Source organism: Cystobacter fuscus (assembly GCF_044360685.1).
In the GTDB taxonomy this organism is placed as follows: domain Bacteria; phylum Myxococcota; class Myxococcia; order Myxococcales; family Myxococcaceae; genus Cystobacter; species Cystobacter fuscus_C.
Window position 1 is genome coordinate 1,081,567 of sequence record NZ_CP043491.1, and the last position, 15,707, is coordinate 1,097,273.

At 68.5% G+C, this 15,707-nt stretch carries 15 protein-coding genes; 10 read left to right on the top strand and 5 right to left on the bottom strand.

What is annotated here, in order from left to right; translation table 11 throughout:
- The first annotated feature begins 1 nt into the window (after window position 1).
- The gene (locus tag F0U63_RS04530; protein WP_395844062.1) at window positions 2-748 is read left to right on the top strand and encodes a hypothetical protein; all 747 of its coding nucleotides are present in this window, start codon (window positions 2-4) and stop codon (window positions 746-748) included.
- A gap of 7 nt (window positions 749-755) precedes the next feature.
- Window positions 756-983, top strand: coding sequence for a hypothetical protein (locus F0U63_RS04535; protein WP_395844064.1), 228 nt, complete (start codon window positions 756-758; stop codon window positions 981-983).
- 121 nt (window positions 984-1,104) lie between these two features.
- Here the strand turns inward: F0U63_RS04535 and F0U63_RS04540 are convergent, their stop codons facing one another.
- A complete protein-coding gene (locus F0U63_RS04540; RefSeq protein WP_395844066.1) occupies window positions 1,105-1,626 on the bottom strand; it encodes a YkgJ family cysteine cluster protein in 522 nt (173 codons plus the stop codon).
- Window positions 1,627-1,703: 77 nt separating this feature from the next.
- Between F0U63_RS04540 and F0U63_RS04545 the strand changes: the two genes are divergently transcribed.
- On the top strand, window positions 1,704-2,219 hold the full coding sequence (locus F0U63_RS04545; protein ID WP_395844068.1) for a hypothetical protein: 516 nt from the start codon (window positions 1,704-1,706) through the stop codon (window positions 2,217-2,219).
- 5 nt (window positions 2,220-2,224) lie between these two features.
- Here the strand turns inward: F0U63_RS04545 and rnz are convergent, their stop codons facing one another.
- Window positions 2,225-3,148: a ribonuclease Z gene (rnz, locus tag F0U63_RS04550; RefSeq protein ID WP_395848315.1), complete on the bottom strand. Its 924-nt coding sequence runs from the start codon at window positions 3,146-3,148 to the stop codon at window positions 2,225-2,227.
- Between the two features lie 145 nt (window positions 3,149-3,293).
- On the opposite strand from rnz, the gene F0U63_RS04555 reads away from it, so the two are divergent.
- From F0U63_RS04555 to F0U63_RS04575, 5 genes are all read left to right on the top strand, one after another.
- On the top strand, window positions 3,294-3,989 hold the full coding sequence (locus F0U63_RS04555) for a DUF2293 domain-containing protein (protein WP_395844070.1): 696 nt from the start codon (window positions 3,294-3,296) through the stop codon (window positions 3,987-3,989).
- A gap of 138 nt (window positions 3,990-4,127) precedes the next feature.
- A complete protein-coding gene (locus tag F0U63_RS04560; RefSeq protein ID WP_395844072.1) occupies window positions 4,128-4,898 on the top strand; it encodes a TetR/AcrR family transcriptional regulator in 771 nt (256 codons plus the stop codon).
- Complete coding sequence (locus tag F0U63_RS04565; RefSeq protein ID WP_395844074.1) at window positions 4,895-5,995, top strand: efflux RND transporter periplasmic adaptor subunit; 1,101 nt, start codon at window positions 4,895-4,897, stop codon at window positions 5,993-5,995. The genes F0U63_RS04560 and F0U63_RS04565 overlap by 4 nt, the downstream gene beginning before the upstream one ends.
- A gap of 34 nt (window positions 5,996-6,029) precedes the next feature.
- On the top strand, window positions 6,030-9,152 hold the full coding sequence (locus F0U63_RS04570; protein WP_395844076.1) for an efflux RND transporter permease subunit: 3,123 nt from the start codon (window positions 6,030-6,032) through the stop codon (window positions 9,150-9,152).
- A 40-nt stretch (window positions 9,153-9,192) separates the two neighbouring features.
- Complete coding sequence (locus F0U63_RS04575; RefSeq protein ID WP_395844078.1) at window positions 9,193-10,659, top strand: TolC family protein; 1,467 nt, start codon at window positions 9,193-9,195, stop codon at window positions 10,657-10,659.
- Between the two features lie 31 nt (window positions 10,660-10,690).
- On the opposite strand, the gene F0U63_RS04580 is transcribed toward F0U63_RS04575, so the two are convergent.
- Window positions 10,691-11,263 (bottom strand): DUF99 family protein, encoded by a 573-nt coding sequence (locus tag F0U63_RS04580; RefSeq protein ID WP_395844080.1) that lies wholly within the window; start codon window positions 11,261-11,263, stop codon window positions 10,691-10,693.
- A gap of 60 nt (window positions 11,264-11,323) precedes the next feature.
- Entirely contained in the window at window positions 11,324-11,527 is a 204-nt protein-coding gene (locus F0U63_RS04585) for a cold-shock protein (protein ID WP_002625921.1), read from the bottom strand.
- 294 nt (window positions 11,528-11,821) lie between these two features.
- On the opposite strand from F0U63_RS04585, the gene F0U63_RS04590 reads away from it, so the two are divergent.
- Together F0U63_RS04590 and F0U63_RS04595 are read left to right on the top strand one after the other, a co-directional pair.
- Window positions 11,822-12,688: a fatty acid desaturase family protein gene (locus F0U63_RS04590; protein WP_395844083.1), complete on the top strand. Its 867-nt coding sequence runs from the start codon at window positions 11,822-11,824 to the stop codon at window positions 12,686-12,688.
- 72 nt (window positions 12,689-12,760) lie between these two features.
- The gene (locus F0U63_RS04595) at window positions 12,761-13,081 is read left to right on the top strand and encodes a transcriptional regulator (protein ID WP_395844085.1); all 321 of its coding nucleotides are present in this window, start codon (window positions 12,761-12,763) and stop codon (window positions 13,079-13,081) included.
- Between the two features lie 102 nt (window positions 13,082-13,183).
- Here the strand turns inward: F0U63_RS04595 and F0U63_RS04600 are convergent, their stop codons facing one another.
- Window positions 13,184-15,673 carry a sodium-translocating pyrophosphatase gene (locus F0U63_RS04600; protein WP_395844087.1) on the bottom strand — a complete coding sequence of 830 codons (2,490 nt, stop codon included), beginning with the start codon at window positions 15,671-15,673 and terminating at the stop codon, window positions 13,184-13,186.
- Between the last annotated feature and the right edge of the window lie 34 nt (window positions 15,674-15,707).

The following is a 15,707-nucleotide window of genomic DNA, read 5'->3' on the forward strand; positions in this document are numbered from 1 at the left end:
CGTGCGGGGCTACTCGCTTCCCGACGTGACAGTCTCCAAGGGTCTGGCGGCGGTGATGACCGCCACCCTCATTTCCTACGTGGGGGTCGAGACCTTCTGGGGACTCGTCGTGGGATTCAAACGGCTGATGGACGAAGCGGATCGGGCCACCACGTTCAACGGGCTGCGCGCGGCGGGCGAGCGGTACGGCAAGCTCATGGGCCGGAACGCGGCGCGAGCATTCGCCATGCTGGCCATGGCGGCCATTGGCAACACCGCACCGGGTCTGGCCGCGAAGGTGCCGAAGCTGCCCGGCTCCATGCAGGCGGCCGTACAAGCCGAGACGCAGGTGGGCATCCGTCTCGCGGCGGTGGGGGAAGTGGAGATGATCGCCGTGAGTGCCGAGACCGTCACCATCGCCCTGGCGCCGGGCGCGGTGGCGATGACAGCGCGAGGTCCGAGCGGTGGCGGCAATCAGAAAAAGGACATTGCAATCCCGGACGGAAGAGCGAAGCACATCTTTCGCAATACACCAGGTCATCTTCGTGACACCCCTACCAATAGGCAATTGCTACAAGAGATGGCGGCGGATGAATCAGCGAAACTCGGGACAGATAAATTCGGGAACGAGTGGTTCGCGAGAACAAACCCGGATGGGACGCAAGTATGGGTGCAAGTGCGTCATGGTGAGATCATCAACGGTGGATTGAATCAAGTTCCGCGAAACTACAATTCCCAAATGGGTCTATCCGCTCCTTCAAAACCTTGAGATTGACATGGAAGACAAGATCACGATCAAGGAAGCATACGCGGCGATGTACGCCTACCTTAAAATGCTCTACGACATGACAGGCTCGGACGACTTGGGTGGTTTTTTAGGCAGCATGTCGCTGCTTGAAGACGGTACACCTGCGGATCCCGGAGTCTGGGACGATTGGATGCGCTCCGTACAACAGGCAAGGCACGGTCAAGTCGATCTGACCCTGGGACGCCCTGACGAGTGAGAATCACCTGGAGATCCGACGAGGCACGCGGTGGTGATCTCACAGGCAGGTAGGGGATGCGAATCGAGTCATCAGGGAGGAACGCAAGTTTCCCCCGACGTGAGGCAGGGCTTGCGCGGGGCTACTCGCGCAGGTGCAGCTTGCGCACCAGCTCCTCGTACTTCTCCGGCGACAGGTTGCTGTTCTTGAGCGCCTGGCGCAGCGGCTCGGCCTTCTTGTAGACGGCCGAGTAGCCGCACTCGGGGAAGAACTCCGGCAGGGCCTCGAAGGCGAGGTTGCGCGGGTAGTCGCGGCACATCCCCGGCCGGCTGTCGTATGAGTCGCACTGCTTCGTCGTGGAGTCGTAGTGCGTGCAGCGCAAGACGAAGAGCTTGTGCCGACGGTCCTCGCCCACGTACTCGAAGCCGTTGACGAGCCGGTGCCAGGTGAGCACGAGCCAGCGCAGCGAGCGCAGGAAGAAGACGGGCCGGCTCACCGCGAGGGTGGGCGACTCACAGCAGCGGCCACACCCGTTGCACGCGCCCGTCAACCGGTAGCGGGGCTCCCCCCGGGCTCGCAGGAGCAGCCGCGTGACGGCGAGGTCGAAGTCGTAGCGCAGCCGCGCGAGGCGTTTGATGCTCCGGCGAAGGGGCCCATCCTTCATGGCGCGTGAGTCTAGCGCTCCCCGGGCCCCCATGCTTCAAATGCCCGCTCTCCGCCTCATTCACCAGGAGAGCTGCCATGCGTTCCTCGAAGCACTCGCCGTGGTTTCAGTTCGTGGTGTTGTTCACCGCCGCCCTGCTCGCCGCTGGATGCGCCTCCAGCCGCCGCGAGATGTACCTCCAGGAGAAGGCGAGCGGCTACGTGTACCGCAAGCCCCTCGCCGAGGTGTGGCCCCAGCTGCGCTCGCTGCTGAAGGAGAAGGAGTTGCCCATCCGCGAGGCACCGGGCGCGTTCGAGATCGCCACCGACTGGGCCATGGTGGGCGCGCCCTCGTCGCTGGGCACCAACTACGTGCGCTACTACGTGCGGGGCAAGCAGCCCAGCCCGGCGCTGAGCGCGGTGGAGATCTTCCGGCAGAACCGCACCGAGTCCGGCCCGGGACCGGTGGACTCGCGCACGGGCCAGCGCCAGGCGTTGGGCACGGACACCACCAACATGACGCGCGACCGGGAGCTGGAGTGGGAGTTGTTGCAGCGCGTGGACCCGGAGGGCGCCCGCGCCCTGCGCGCCGAGGCCGAGACGGCCGTCAAGTAGGGGGCTCAGTCGCGCAGGGGCAGCTCCACGGTGAGCCCGTCGTAGGCCACCTCGACGGGGCCCTTGAACTCCTCGCGCGCCTGGGTGAGCAGCCGGGACGGGTCCGTGTCGTGGCGGCTGGACAGGTGCGTGAGGATGAGCCGCCGGGCGCCCGCCTCGCGCGCCACCTGGGCCGCCTCGCGCGCCGTCGAGTGCCGCGTCTCCAGGGCCCGCGCCTGCTCGTCATCGGAGAAGGTGGACTCGTGGATGAGCAGATCCGCCTCCCGGGAGGCCTTCACCATCGCGGAGCAGGGGCGGGTGTCCCCGGAGATGACCAGCCGCCGTCCAGGCCGGGGCTCGCCGACGACCTCCTCGGGACGGATGGTGCGGCCGTCGGCCAGTTGCACCGGCTCGCCCCGCTGGAGCTGGCCATAGAGCGGCCCGGACGGCACCCCGAACTCCTTCACCTTCTCCAGGTTGAACTTCCCCGGGCGCTCGTCCTCCTGCAGCACGTAGCCGAGCGCGTTGATGCGGTGATCCACCGCCACGGCCTGCACCGAGTAGCCACGCCGCCGCACGGTGTCGCCGTCGCGCAGCTCGTGGATCTCCACCGGGAAGGACAGGGACTCCACGCCCAGGTGCACCGCCTGGTGCAGGAGCCGGCGCGCGGTGGGGGGCCCATAGAGCTGCACGGCGCCATCGCGCCCCATCATCCCGAGCGTGCGCAGGAAGCCGATGATGCCCAGGTAGTGGTCGGCGTGGAAGTGGGTGAAGAAGACGGCGTCCACGCTGAAGCCGGTGCCGTAGCGCACCATCTGCCGCTGACTGCCCTCGCCACAGTCGAAGAGGAGCAGATCCGTGTTGGCCTTCACCGCGAGTCCGGAGAGGTTGCGGTGCAACGTCGGCTGGGCGGCCGAGGTGCCGAGGAAGGTGAGCCTGAGGATGGACATGCCAGCGCTGCCCATGAATGAAACTCCTCCCGGCGCGGCGACCGGATGTGTGCGCGATCCGCCTCATGTACCACGAGGACGAGGGGGTTGACGTGGGGGCTCTTTTCGCCCGGGGGGTGGGTGGGCTAAGAGGCGCGCCCTTCCCATGAGCGACTCCCTGACCGTGTCCCCCACGAGCGACCCGCGCCGCGTGCGCGCGGCCGATGGCTCCGTCCTCACCGTGCCCGCTGGCTGGGCCCTGCTGCCCCCGGGCGACGCGGGCCTCACGCGCCGGGTGAAGGCCGCCGGCCCAAGCTGGACGGTGGTGGAGAAGAAGGGCCGTAAAATCTTCTCCCGCGGGGTCTGGGCACCCGAGGCCCACATCACCGCCGCGCAGGCGGCCCTGGAGGCCGAGCGCGCCACCCCGGCCTATGCCCGCCGCCGCGAGGCCGACGTGCGCCGCCGCGAGCGCGAGCAGTCCGAGTACGAGGTGGACTTCGCCAACGCGGTGCTGCGCTTCCTCGCCTTCGCGCCTTCCTTCATGCCCCAGGCGAAGTTGATGGCGGTGGCGGTGTCCGCGCATGCCACGCCCGTGGGCAGCGGCACCGTGGCGCGCACCGAGCGCATCCCCATCGAGCGGCGCGCCGAGGCGGCCGTCATCGCGTGGATGCGCCACCAGACGACGGCCTACGACAACCTCTCCATCGCCCGGGTGAAGGGGGCACGGCGCGAGGTGCGCCGGGAGCTCGCCGAGGTGTCGCGCGCGGTGTTGGACCTGCATCGCCGCGAGGGCAGTCACCCGGTGGCCGCGTGTCCGCTGTGCAAGGCCCTCGCGAAGCTCGTTCCGGTTCAGCCCTCATAGACAGACATACCCGGAGTCCGGGGAATCAGAATCAAGATGTACTGATGGGTGTCATAAGTAGATTGGATGTATTCTTGACCGGGGGTTCAGGAATCCCCCTTGGCCGTTTCTGACCGGCGGGTTAGGAATGCGGCCACCATGGCCCGTCCCGCGGATCCTCACGCCCGAGCAGCACTGATCGCCGCCGCCCGGGTGGAGTTCATGAAGAAGGGGCTGAAGGGCGCGCGCATCGAGGACATCACCGCCGCGTGCGGACTCTCCAAGGGCGCCTTCTACCTGCACGCCGCGTCCAAGGAGGCCCTCTTCGGAGAGGTGCTCAGCGAGTTCATGTCCGCGCTGCAGGGCCTCATCGACCAGCGGCGCGAGGAGACGGAGCGGTTCTTCGCCGAGCAGGGAGCGGTGGAGGCGCGCGACGTGTCCGAGCGCTCCGCGCGCTACGAGCGCCTGCTGGCGATGAGCGCCGAGGGGGATCTGCGCACGCTCGAGCTGATGTGGGCCTACCGCGACGTGATGCAGGTGCTCATGCGCGGCAGCCAGGGCACGGACTTCGAGTCCTTGATGTGGGGTTTCGTGGACAGGGAGGTGTCGCGGGTGGCCCAGGAGTTCCGGCGCCTGCAGTCCGGCCGCGCGCTGCGCTCGGACGTGCCCTCCGAGGTCATCGGCTCGCTCATTGTCGGTACCTACGTGTTGCTGGCGCAGCGGATGAGCCAGATGCAGGAGAAGCCGGACCTGGCCGCCTGGGCCAACTCCATCCACCTGCTCATCCGCGAGGGCTGCGTGCCCCGGTGTGACGTGGCCGCCCCGGTGGAGCCGCCGCGCGCGCCGCCACCGGAGACTTCGACTTCTTCGCGCCGGGCCTCGTCCCGCGCGCTTTCCCGCACTCGCAGTACCCCGAGGTCAGGATCGTGAAACTCTTCAGGACGCCGCTCGTCGCCGGGCTCGCCGCCGTGGGCATGGCCGCCGCCTCGTTGTCCCTCTCGGGTTGCCGCGCGGACGCGGCCCCGACCGCCGCGACTCCGGCCGCCACGCCGGGCCTCCAGTCGGTGACGCTCGCCGCGCCGCGCGCCGTGCGCAGTACGCCCCGCGAGGAGGTGACGGGCACGCTCTTCCCCTCCCAGTCGTTGCAGGTGGGCTTCGAGGTCGGAGGCCGGCTGGAGAAGGTGCGGGTGAAGAAGGGCCAGACGGTGCAGGAGGGCCAGACGCTCGGCCAGCTCAACCCGGAGATCGCCGACGCCCAGCTCGCCCAGGCGCAGGCCTCGGTGGCCGCCGCCGAGGTGAGCGCCGCCATGGCCGCGGACGTGGCCGAGCGCAACGCGAAGCTGCAGCAGCAGGGCAACGTGAGTGATTTGCAGAACCGCACCTCCAGCACCCAGGCGCGTCAGGCCGAGGCGCAGCTGCTCGCCGCCCGCGCGCAGCTCGCCCAGGCGCAGGCGGGCCGCCGCCGGCATGACCTCAAGGCGCCCTTCGCAGGCACCGTCACCGACGCGCCCGAGCAGGTGGGCGCCATCGTGGGCCCGGGCGTGTCGCTCTTCGCCCTGGAGAACGTGGGCACGCTGCTGCTCAAGACGACGGTGGCCGAGTCCACGCGCGCGCGCCTCAAGCCGGGCACCCGCGTGCGCGTGGAGGTCATCGGCGGCAGCACCTTCACGGACGAGGCCGTCATCCGCACCGTCATCCCCTCGGCGGACCCGGCCACGCGCCGCATCCCGGTGGACATCCTCGTGCCGAACAAGGACGGCCGCTTCGTGGCCAACACCCTGGCGCGCGTGGTGCTGCCGCTGGGCGAGGCCGAGGAGGCCCATGCCCTGCCGACGAGCGCGCTGTCCTCTTCCGGGGGAGACCACGTGTTCGTGGTGGCGCCCTCGGGCGAGGTGCGCCGCGTGGACGTCCAGGTGCTCGAGCGTGGGGTGCGCGAGGTGGTGGTGAAGGCCGCCGCGCCGCTGGACAAGGTCGTCGAATACCTCACGCCTTCCCTCACCGAGGGGACGCGCGTCTCCGTGAAGTAGTCCTCCCGCCGCACGCCTTCTCGAGCGTCCCCCCATGTTCCTCAGCGACGTCTCCATTCGCCGGCCGGTCTTCACGGCCATGATGTCCCTCTGCCTCATCGTCCTCGGGGTGATGGGCTTTACCCGGCTGGGCACCGACCTCTTCCCGGACGTGTCCATTCCGGTGGTGGTCGTCAACACCATCTACAAGGGCGCGGGCCCGGGTGAGATCGAGACCCAGGTCATCAAGCCCATCGAGGATGCCGTCGCGGGCATCAACGGCGTGGACAAGATCCACTCCTTCAGCCGCGAGAACGTGGGCACGGTGGTGGTGCAGTTCAAGCTGTCCACGAACCTGGACCGGGCGGTGCAGGAGGTGCGCGACAAGGTGTCGGGCGTGTCCAACCGCCTGCCCTCCGACGCGGACGCGCCGGTGATTGGCCGCGTGGACCTGTCGGCGGTGGCGGTGCTCACCTACGCGGCGAGCGCGCAGGCCGACTCGCGCACGGTGCGCAAGCTCATCGAGGACCAGCTCAAGCCGGCGCTCGCGCAGCTCGAGGGCGTGGCCGACGTGCGCATCAACGGCGGTGACGTGCGGGAGATCCAGGTGGACATCGACCTGGACAAGGCGCGCGCGGTGGGCGTGTCCCCCATGGACGTGGGCCAGCGCATCGGCTCGGAGAACCTGGACCTGCCCGCGGGCCGGTTGCAGCTCGGCTCCACGGAGCTGACGGTGCGCTCGCTCGGACAGTTCAAGAGCGTGGAGGAGCTGCGGCAGTTGCCGGTGGCGCAGAGCCGCACGGGCGCGCAGGTGCGGCTGGAGGAGATCGCCACCGTCACCGACGGAGCCGAGGAGCGGCGCACCACGACGCGCCTCAATGGCCAGGACGCGGTCATCCTGGAGATCGTCAAGCAGCCGGGCTCGAACACCGTGGCGGTGAGCGACGCGGTGAAGGCGGCGATGACGAAGCTCGTGCCCACGCTGGGCCACGAGTTCAAGACCACGCTGCTCATCGACCAGTCGGTGCCCATCCGCGAGAACGCCCACGAGGTGTGGATCGCCCTCGTCTTCGGTGGCGCGATGGCGGTGCTCATCATCCTGATGTTCCTGTTGGATCCGCGCGGCACCTTCATCTCGTCGCTCGCGCTGCCCACCTCGGTCATCGGCACGTTCTTCGTGATGTACCTGCTCGACTACTCGCTCAATCAGATGACGCTGCTGGCGCTCTCGCTCGCCATCGGTCTGCTCATCGACGACGCGGTGGTGGTGCGCGAGGCCATCACCCACCGGTTGGAGCAGGGCGAGGACCCCGTGTCCGCCGCGTCCAATGGAACCAAGGACGTGGGCCTCGCGGTGCTCGCGACCACGCTCGCGCTGGTGGCGGTGTTCGTCCCGGTGGCCTTCATGCCCGGCATGGTGGGTCAGTTCCTCCAGCAGTTCGGCATCACCATCTCGGTGGCGGTGCTCATCTCGCTCTTCATCTCCTTCACGTTGGACCCGATGTTGTCCGCGCGCCTGGCCAAGCAGCGCCAGGTCGGCGAGCACCACCAGGAGAACGCTCTGGCGCGCTCCATCCGCGGCTTCCTGGACGGCAGCGAGCGCGTCTACTCGCGCATCCTCCGCTGGGTGTTGGATCACAAGTGGGCCACCATGGGCATCACCCTGGTGGCGATGGTGCTGTCCTTCGGAGCCGCGCGCAGCCTGGGCATGGAGTTCATGAGCCCGGAGGACCGCTCGCAGTTCTTCGTCCAGCTCATCCTGCCGGACTCCTCCAACCTGGAGCAGACGGGCAAGCGCGTGGAGCAGACGGAGAAGCTGCTGCGTGAGATTCCCGAGGTCACGGACATCTACTCCATCGTGGGAGAGAACGGCGACGTCAACAAGGCGCGCATCCGGGTGCTCACCACGGAGAAGCACGTGCGCACCCGGGGCATCCAGGCCATCAAGGAGGATGCGCGGGCCCGGCTCGTTCCCGAGCTGGTCGCCACCCGCGTGCTGATGATGGATCCGCCCATCATCGATGGGCTCGGCGGGGACTTCTATCCCATCATCGTGCGCGTCACCGGCCCGGAGCTGTCACAGCTCAAGGTGGAGGCCGAGCGCATCGCGGGGATGCTGCACGACATTCCCGGCACGGTGGACGTGCGCGTGGACTTCAACCCGCCCAAGCCCGAGCTGGCGATCGAGATTGATCGGGCGCGCGCCAAGGACCTGGGGTTGAGCGCCGCGGCGCTGGCCATGCAGATGCGGCTGGCCATCGGCGGTGACGTGTCGGCCAAACTGCGCGAGGGCGTGGACGAGACGGACATCCGCGTGCGCCTGTCCTCGCGGGACCGGGACACGCCCGAGCGCGTGGGCCAGCTGCTGCTCGCCACGCCCCGGGGCATGGTGCCGGTGTCGGACGTGGCGAAGGTGGAGCTGCGCGACGGCCCGAGCGTCATCGAGCACGAGAACCGCCAGAAGCAGATCGCCGTCTATGCCCAGCTCCAGGACGCGCCCCTGGGCGACGTGGCGGCGAAGTTCCGCCAGAAGGTGGACGCGCAGCCGCTGCCCGCGGGCTACTCCATCATCTACGACGGGCAGATGAAGATGCTCACCGAGCAGAACGACGCCTTCGGCTCGGCGTTCATCCTGGCCTTCGTCTTCATCTACATGGTGCTCGCCAGCCAGTTCGAGTCCTTCAAGCACCCCTTCACCATCATGGTGTCGCTGCCGCTGGCGCTCGTGGGCGCGCTGCTGGGCCTGTACTTCGGCGGCTTCCACGTCTCCATGGGCGCCATGATTGGCATCATCCTGTTGATGGGCCTGGTGACGAAGAACGCCATCCTCCTGGTGGATGGAGCGCTGCAGTACCTGCGCGAGGGCTCCACGGTGGACGAGGCGCTCATGAAGGCGGGGCCTCGCCGGCTGCGTCCCATCCTCATGACGAGCGCCGCCATGGCCATCGGCATGGTGCCCACCGCCATCGGCCAGGGCGTGGGCTCCGAGTTCCGCGCCCCCATGGCCATCGCGGTCATCGGCGGCGTCATCACCTCCACCTTCCTCACGCTGTTGGTGGTCCCCGTGGTCTTCGCGGCCATGGAGAGCCTGGGCTTCTCCAAGCGCGCTCCGAAGTCGGCCGACGCCCCGGTCCTCCCCATTCCCGAGCCGAGGCAGCACAGCGACCGCGCCGCCTGAGCGCGGCGCGTCGTCCCCCGTCATCTCCCCTGTGTTCCCCATGTCCATCCGACGCTCCGCCGGCTCCCTCCGGCGCCCCCTCTCCCTGCTGCTGCTGGCCTCCCTCTCTCCGCTCGGCGCGCTCGCCCAGACGCCCGCGGACGCGCCCGTCCAGCAGCAGCCCTCCGCCGCCCCGCCCGCCGCCGGGGAGTCTCCCGCCCCGGGCACGTTGCGCACCGCGACGCTGCGCGAGACGCTCCTGCTCGCCGCGAAGCAGAGCCCGGACGTGGTCGCCGCCCGGGCCCAGGCCGCCGTGGCCGCCGCGGGCGTCAACCGCGCCTGGACGGCGTGGCAGCCCGAGCTGACGGTCAGCGCGCAGTTCGTCCACTCCAGCGCTCCGGCGCAGTTCGACCTGGGCTCCATCATCCAGTTGATGGGAGGCGTCTTCGCGCTTCAGCCCGTCAACCCGCAGATCATCCCGGGCCCTGTCGTCATCTCCGCGGAGAACTCGCGCTACGCGACGGTGCAGATCTCCCAGCCGCTCTTCACGCCCGCGGGGGCCTTCCTCATCGGCCCGGCCAAGGCGGGCGCGGAGGCGGCGGAGCTGGGCGCCCTGGAGGCGCGCGAGCAGGTGTTGCTGGCGGTGGCGCGCACCTACCTGGGGTTGCAGGGCATCATGCAGCTGACGGCGGCGGCGCGCGAGGCGGAGGCGGTGGCGCTCCAGCGCGAGGCCGAGTCCAAGGCGCAGCTCGACGTGGGCATGACGGTGGAGGCGGCGCTCCTGCGGGCCCAGACGGAGACGGCCCAGGCGCGCGTGCAACTGGCGCAGCTGTCCGGCCAGTACACGCAGCTGCTCGCGCTGCTGGGTGCCCTGGTGGGCGAGCCCGTGCAGCCGGTGCCCCTCGAGAACTCGGACTCCTCCTGGCGGATCCCCTCCGAGGACCAGCGGCCCTGGGAGGACACCTACGCGGTGCGCTCGGCGGAGCTGGCGGTGCGCGCCAACGAGGGCAAGGTGACGTATGACCGCTTCTCGTGGCTGCCGAGCGTCGTCGCCCAGGGCCGGGGTCTCTACAATTCCAACACGGGCTTCACCGGGCAGAACACCTCCTACGAGGTGTCCGTCGCGGCCAGCCTGCCGTTGTACGATCGGGGCCAGCGCTACGCGGCCCTGCACGAGGACGAGGCGCGGCTGGCCCAGGCCCGGGCGCAGTACGAGTCGGCGCGGGCCCGGGCTCGCGCCAACTGGGTGGCGGCCCAGGCCAACCTGGAGGCCGCGCGGGTGGCGCTGACCCAGGCCGAGTCCCAGTCTCAGCTCGCCGCCCGGGTGCAGCAGCAGGTGGCCGCCGGCTACAAGGCCGGAGTGGCCACCAGCCTGGAGATGTCGGACGCGGACAACCGCCGCTTCCTCGCCGCCAGCAGCGCGGCCCAGGCCCGCTCCCAGTTGGAGGTGCGCCGCGTGGAGCTGGCGGCCGCCGCGGGCCGCATCGCCGCCTCGCTCGAGCCGGACGACGCCGCCTCGCCCCGGTGAGTCCCGCGCGTCCCCGTGACACCGGGGACGCTCAGGCGCGCTTGGAGCTCTCCCCGGTCTTCACCGCCGAGCCGATGAGGTGGGCCAGCCGCAGTGCCTCCGGCACGCGGCCCGTATCCGTGAGGCGCTGGAGTGCTTCCTCCACCCACGGGGGCTCCGCGCCCTGCACCTGGAAGGTGAAGCCGCCGCGCTGATGGATGGGGCCCGCGCGCCGCAGCAATTCCAGACGCGCCCTGGGCCGCGACAGGTTGCGCAGCGCCCGCTCCACGGCCTCCAGGTCCGGCATCCGCCGCATCACCGCCACACAGGGCTTGCCGAGCGTGTGCGCCAGACGGGGCAGGTCCACCAGGTTGAAGCCGCCGAAGGCGAGCCCATCCAGCAGTACCAGGTGGAGCTGGGGCAGGAACTTGCCTCCCACCAGCAGCCGGCACACTTCAGCCGTCGCCGTCCACCCATCGCGCCGCACGTGGCCCCAGACGAGCCCCTCGAAGCGCGTCCCCGCGCACACCACCCCCGCGAGGTTGACGCGCACGCCCGCGCGCCGCGCGAAGGGCGCATCGTCGAAGCCCACGGCGCGGGGCAGGGGGGGCAATCGCGGGGTCATGAAAAAGCAAGAGCCCGACCCCGGTTGAGGTCAGGCTCCAGGAATCCCACGCAGTGGGAATCAGACCGGACGCACGTTCTGCGCCTGCAGGCCCTTGGGGCCGCGCGTCACATCGAACGACACCCGCTGGCCCTCCTGCAGGCTGCGGAAGCCGTCCGCCTGAATGGCGGTGTGGTGGCAGAACACGTCCTCGCCACCGCCGTCCTGCGTGATGAACCCGAAGCCCTTCGCGTCATTGAACCACTTGACCACACCGGTTGCCATAATTCGTTCTTCTTTCGTCACCAGACGGGTGGAGCCGCCTGCTCGGCCCGGACTTGAGCCGGAGCACTGGCGTAGTCCGTCCGGATCCAAAAGTCGAGAGAAGAGGGAAAGATTGTTGATGCCCGAACAGTGCGGGGATGAAGTCCCGTGCTTCGAGAGTTGCCGGGACAGGGCTCCGGGGAGCGACTTCGAGCCTTTTCGGTTCACGCACGGTACAGTCCGCGCGGTTTTCCACCCTCTCACCTTTCTTCGAGGAGGCATCCTCTGCTTCGCTATACCGCCGATCGCCGTACCGTGGCCTACCTCGCGCTCGCCGTGGGCCTTTCCATCCTTCAGTGGAACCTGGATCGAGTGTACCCGGTGCTCTACGCCCTGGGTCTCTTCATGGGGGTAACGGTGGCGGTCATCAGCCACAACCACAACCACCTGGGAATCTGGAAGTGGCGGCCCGCCAACACCTTCACCAACTACGTGCTGGCGCTCTACTACGGCACGCCGACGGTGGCCTGGGTGCCCACCCACAACCAGACGCACCACAAGCTGAACTTCGCCGAGGGTGACACCTCGCGCGGCCCCAAGTTCTTCAAGAAGAACCACCTGCTGGCGCTGCTCGTCTACCCCACGCTCACGGGCATGGAGCAGGCGCCGGAGATCTCCGCCTACATGAAGAACCTGTACCAGCGCGACAAGAAGGCCTTCGCCTGGGCGTTCTCCGAGTTCGTCGTGTACTTCGGCACCATGGCGGTGTTGCTGGTGCTCGACTGGCGCAAGGCGCTGCTCTTCTTCGTCATCCCCCAGCAGTTCTCTCTGTTCATGATCCAGGTGTTCAACTACGTGCAGCACATCGAGGTGGATACGGGCAGCACCTGGAACCACTCGCGCAATTTCGTCTCCCCGGTGCTCAACGCGCTGCTCTTCAACAACGGCTACCACACGGTGCACCACCAGAAGCCGGGCGTGCACTGGTCGCAGACGCCCGCGCTGCATGCCGAGCACGCCCACAACATCCACCCCGAGCTGCTGGTGAAGAGCTGGTGGGGCTTCATGTTCCGCACCTTCATCCTGCGGCCCTTCCTGCCCGCGCGCCCGCCCACCTTCTCCCCGTCGTCCTCGGCCGCGTCGGCCGCGTCGGCGTCCATGGCCGGGGCGGAGACGACCTAGTCTTTCCGGAAGGGGTCCCGGTCCCCGAGGCCGGGCCTCGTGCCGGGCTTCTTCCCTGGGAGAGCCTGGCGCATGACTCGAGAGTTCGTTCCGCCCCCCCGGGGCGTTACCGTCCGTGGAGCCCTGGAGGCGGAGCTGGCCTCGGCGCCCGAGACGGGCCTCACCGCCAAGGAGCTGTCCGCCCTCGTGGGTATCTCCGAGAAGGACGTGGCGGGCCACCTGGAGCACCTGGAGAAGTCCCTCAAGGCCGGAGGGGCCGCGCTCACGGTGCTGCCCGCCGAGTGCGTCGCGTGTGGCTATGTCTTCCGCGACCGCAAGCGCCTGTCCCGGCCCGGCTCCTGCCCGGAGTGCCGCTCCACCCGCATCGATCCGCCCGCCTTCCTCATCCGCTGAGCGCGGGCGGCGTGCTCCCCAAAAGCGAAGCGGCGGGAAGCCTTGGGGCCTCCCGCCGCTCGTGTCACCCAGACGGGGCCGCGAGGGCCCCGGGGCCGGTGACTAGGCCGGCTTCACGCCCGTCTTGGGCGCCTCGCCGGTGAGGACGGACATCGGGGTCTCGATGCGCATGCCGTAGAACGAGCGGTACACGAACACGAAGGACACCAGGAAGAGCACGGCGGCGATCACCTGGGTGATGGTGCCCTGGCCCGCCTGCTTCAGCTCCACCGCCAGCTCCACGGCGAGCAGGCCGAAGAGGGTGGTGAACTTGATGACCGGGTTGAGCGCCACCGAGGACGTGTCCTTGAAGGGGTCGCCCACCGTGTCACCCACCACCGTGGCCGCGTGCAGCTCCGAGCCCTTGGCCTTGAGCTCCACTTCCACCAGCTTCTTCGCGTTGTCCCACGCGCCACCGGCGTTGGCCATGAAGAGCGCCTGGTACAGACCGAAGATGGCGATGGAGATGAGGTAGCCCACGAAGAAGAAGGACTCGAAGCAGGCGAACGCCAGCGTGCTGCAGAACACGCCCAGGAAGATGTTGATCATCCCCTTCTGCGCGTACTGGGTACAGATGGCCACCACGCGCTTGGAGTCCTCCACGCTCGCCTTCTCCACGCCTTCCAGCCGGATGTTGGCCTTGATGAACTCCACCGCGCGGTAGGCGCCCGTGGACACCGCCTGCATGGAGGCGCCGGAGAACCAGTACACCACGGCGCCGCCGGCGATGAGGCCGAGCAGGAAGGGCGCGTGCAGCAGCGACAGCTTGTCCGTGTTGGCCGGGTTGAGCATGCGCAGCCCGTCGGTGCCCGTGGTGATGCCCACCAGCAGCACGATGATGGAGAAGATCATCGTCGTGGCGCCCACCACCGCGGTGCCGATGAGCACCGGCTTGGACGTGGCCTTGAACGTGTTGCCCGCGCCGTCGTTCTGCTCGAGGTAGTCCTTGCCCTTGTCGAAGTCCGGAGCGAAGCCGAAGTCCTTCTGGATCTCCTGCTTCACGTTGGGGATGTTCTCGATGAGCGACAGCTCGTACACGCTCTGCGCGTTGTCCGTCACCGGGCCGTACGAGTCCACCGCGATGGTCACCGGCGCCATGCTCAGGAAGCCGAAGGCGACCAGACCGAAGGCGAACACCGCCGGGGCGATCATCAGCGTGCTCGGGATGCCCAGGCTGAAGTAGTAGGCGGCGCCCATGAGCACCATGATGATGATGCCCATCCAGTAGCCGGAGAAGTTACCGGCGACCAGACCCGAGATGACGTTCAGGGACGCGCCACCCTCGCGCGACGCCGTCACCACCTCGCGCACGTGGCGGCTCTCGGTGGAGGTGAAGACCTTGATGGCCTCGGGGATGATGGCGCCCGCGAGCGTGCCGCACGTCACGATGGCGCTCAGGCGCAGCCACAGCGACTTGTCACCGCCCAGGTCCGGAATGAGCAGATAGGACACGATGAACGTCACCACCACGGACACGATCGAGGTGAGCCACACCAGCACCGTGAGCGGCTTCTCGAAGTTCATCTGGTCGGCGTTCTTGTACATGCCGCCCTGGATGATGCCGTTGATGAAGTACGAGCCGAGGCTCGCGAGCACCATGGCGCTGCTCATCATGAAGATCCACACGAGCAGCTGCGCCTGGTACTGCGTGGGCACCGCCAGGAGGATGAAGGTGATGAGCGCCACGCTCGTCACGCCGTAGGTCTCGAAGCCGTCCGCGGACGGGCCCACCGAGTCACCCGCGTTGTCACCCGCGCAGTCGGCGATGACGCCCGGGTTGCGCGCGTCGTCTTCCTTGATCTTGAAGACGATCTTCATCAGGTCCGAGCCGATGTCGGCGATCTTCGTGAAGATACCGCCCGCGATGCGCAGCACGCTCGCGCCCAGCGACTCGCCGATGGCGAAGCCGATGAACACCGAGCCCGCGTAGTCCGCCGGAACCAGCAGGAGGATGAGCAGCATGAGCAACAGCTCGGTGGACACGAGCACCATGCCGATGGAGATGCCCGCCTGCAGGGGGATGGCGTAGGTGGGGTAGGGCTTGCCGCGCAGCGACGCGAAGGACGTGCGGCTGTTGGCGAACGTGTTCACCCGGATGCCGAACCAGGCCACGCCGTAGCTGCCGGCGATGCCCATCAGGCTCGCCAGGAGGATGGCGATGACCTTGAGCGGCTCCAGGTGACGCAGGAAGCCGAAGTACACCACCATCACCGCGCCAATGAGCACCTCGAGCAGGAGGATGAGCTTGCCCTGGGTGACGAGGTACGTCTGGCACGTGGCGTAGATGAGCTCGGAGATCTCCAGCATCGCCTTGTGCACCGGCAGTCGGCGCAGCGCGGAGAACTGAAGCACGCCGAACACCAGGCCCACGATGCAGATGGCGATGCCCACCATGAGCAGGGTGGCCCCGTTCACCGCGCCACCCAGGAAGGTGACTGCGCGGAAGTCCGGGAGGATGAGATCCGCCTCGCTCGCGCGGGCGGTGCTGCTGGCCAGTACCGCCAGGAATCCGAGGATCCTGCCGGCCTTGGCGGAGAGGGATGTGGGAATCATTCGATGCAACTCCTCAAAGCTCATCTCGTGGCGC

Bases quoted from the DNA above. Each gene is read 5' to 3' on its own strand.
- F0U63_RS04535 (WP_395844064.1), top strand. From the start codon at position 756: ATGGAAGACAAGATCACGATCAAGGAAGCATACGCGGCGATGTACGCC.
- F0U63_RS04540 (WP_395844066.1), bottom strand. From the start codon at position 1,626: ATGAAGGATGGGCCCCTTCGCCGGAGCATCAAACGCCTCGCGCGGCTG.
- F0U63_RS04545 (WP_395844068.1), top strand. From the start codon at position 1,704: ATGCGTTCCTCGAAGCACTCGCCGTGGTTTCAGTTCGTGGTGTTGTTC.
- rnz (WP_395848315.1), bottom strand. From the start codon at position 3,148: ATGTCCATCCTCAGGCTCACCTTCCTCGGCACCTCGGCCGCCCAGCCG.
- F0U63_RS04555 (WP_395844070.1), top strand. From the start codon at position 3,294: ATGAGCGACTCCCTGACCGTGTCCCCCACGAGCGACCCGCGCCGCGTG.
- F0U63_RS04560 (WP_395844072.1), top strand. From the start codon at position 4,128: ATGGCCCGTCCCGCGGATCCTCACGCCCGAGCAGCACTGATCGCCGCC.
- F0U63_RS04570 (WP_395844076.1), top strand. From the start codon at position 6,030: ATGTTCCTCAGCGACGTCTCCATTCGCCGGCCGGTCTTCACGGCCATG.
- F0U63_RS04575 (WP_395844078.1), top strand. From the start codon at position 9,193: ATGTCCATCCGACGCTCCGCCGGCTCCCTCCGGCGCCCCCTCTCCCTG.
- F0U63_RS04580 (WP_395844080.1), bottom strand. From the start codon at position 11,263: ATGACCCCGCGATTGCCCCCCCTGCCCCGCGCCGTGGGCTTCGACGAT.
- F0U63_RS04585 (WP_002625921.1), bottom strand. From the start codon at position 11,527: ATGGCAACCGGTGTGGTCAAGTGGTTCAATGACGCGAAGGGCTTCGGG.
- F0U63_RS04595 (WP_395844085.1), top strand. From the start codon at position 12,761: ATGACTCGAGAGTTCGTTCCGCCCCCCCGGGGCGTTACCGTCCGTGGA.
- F0U63_RS04600 (WP_395844087.1), bottom strand. From the start codon at position 15,673: ATGATTCCCACATCCCTCTCCGCCAAGGCCGGCAGGATCCTCGGATTC.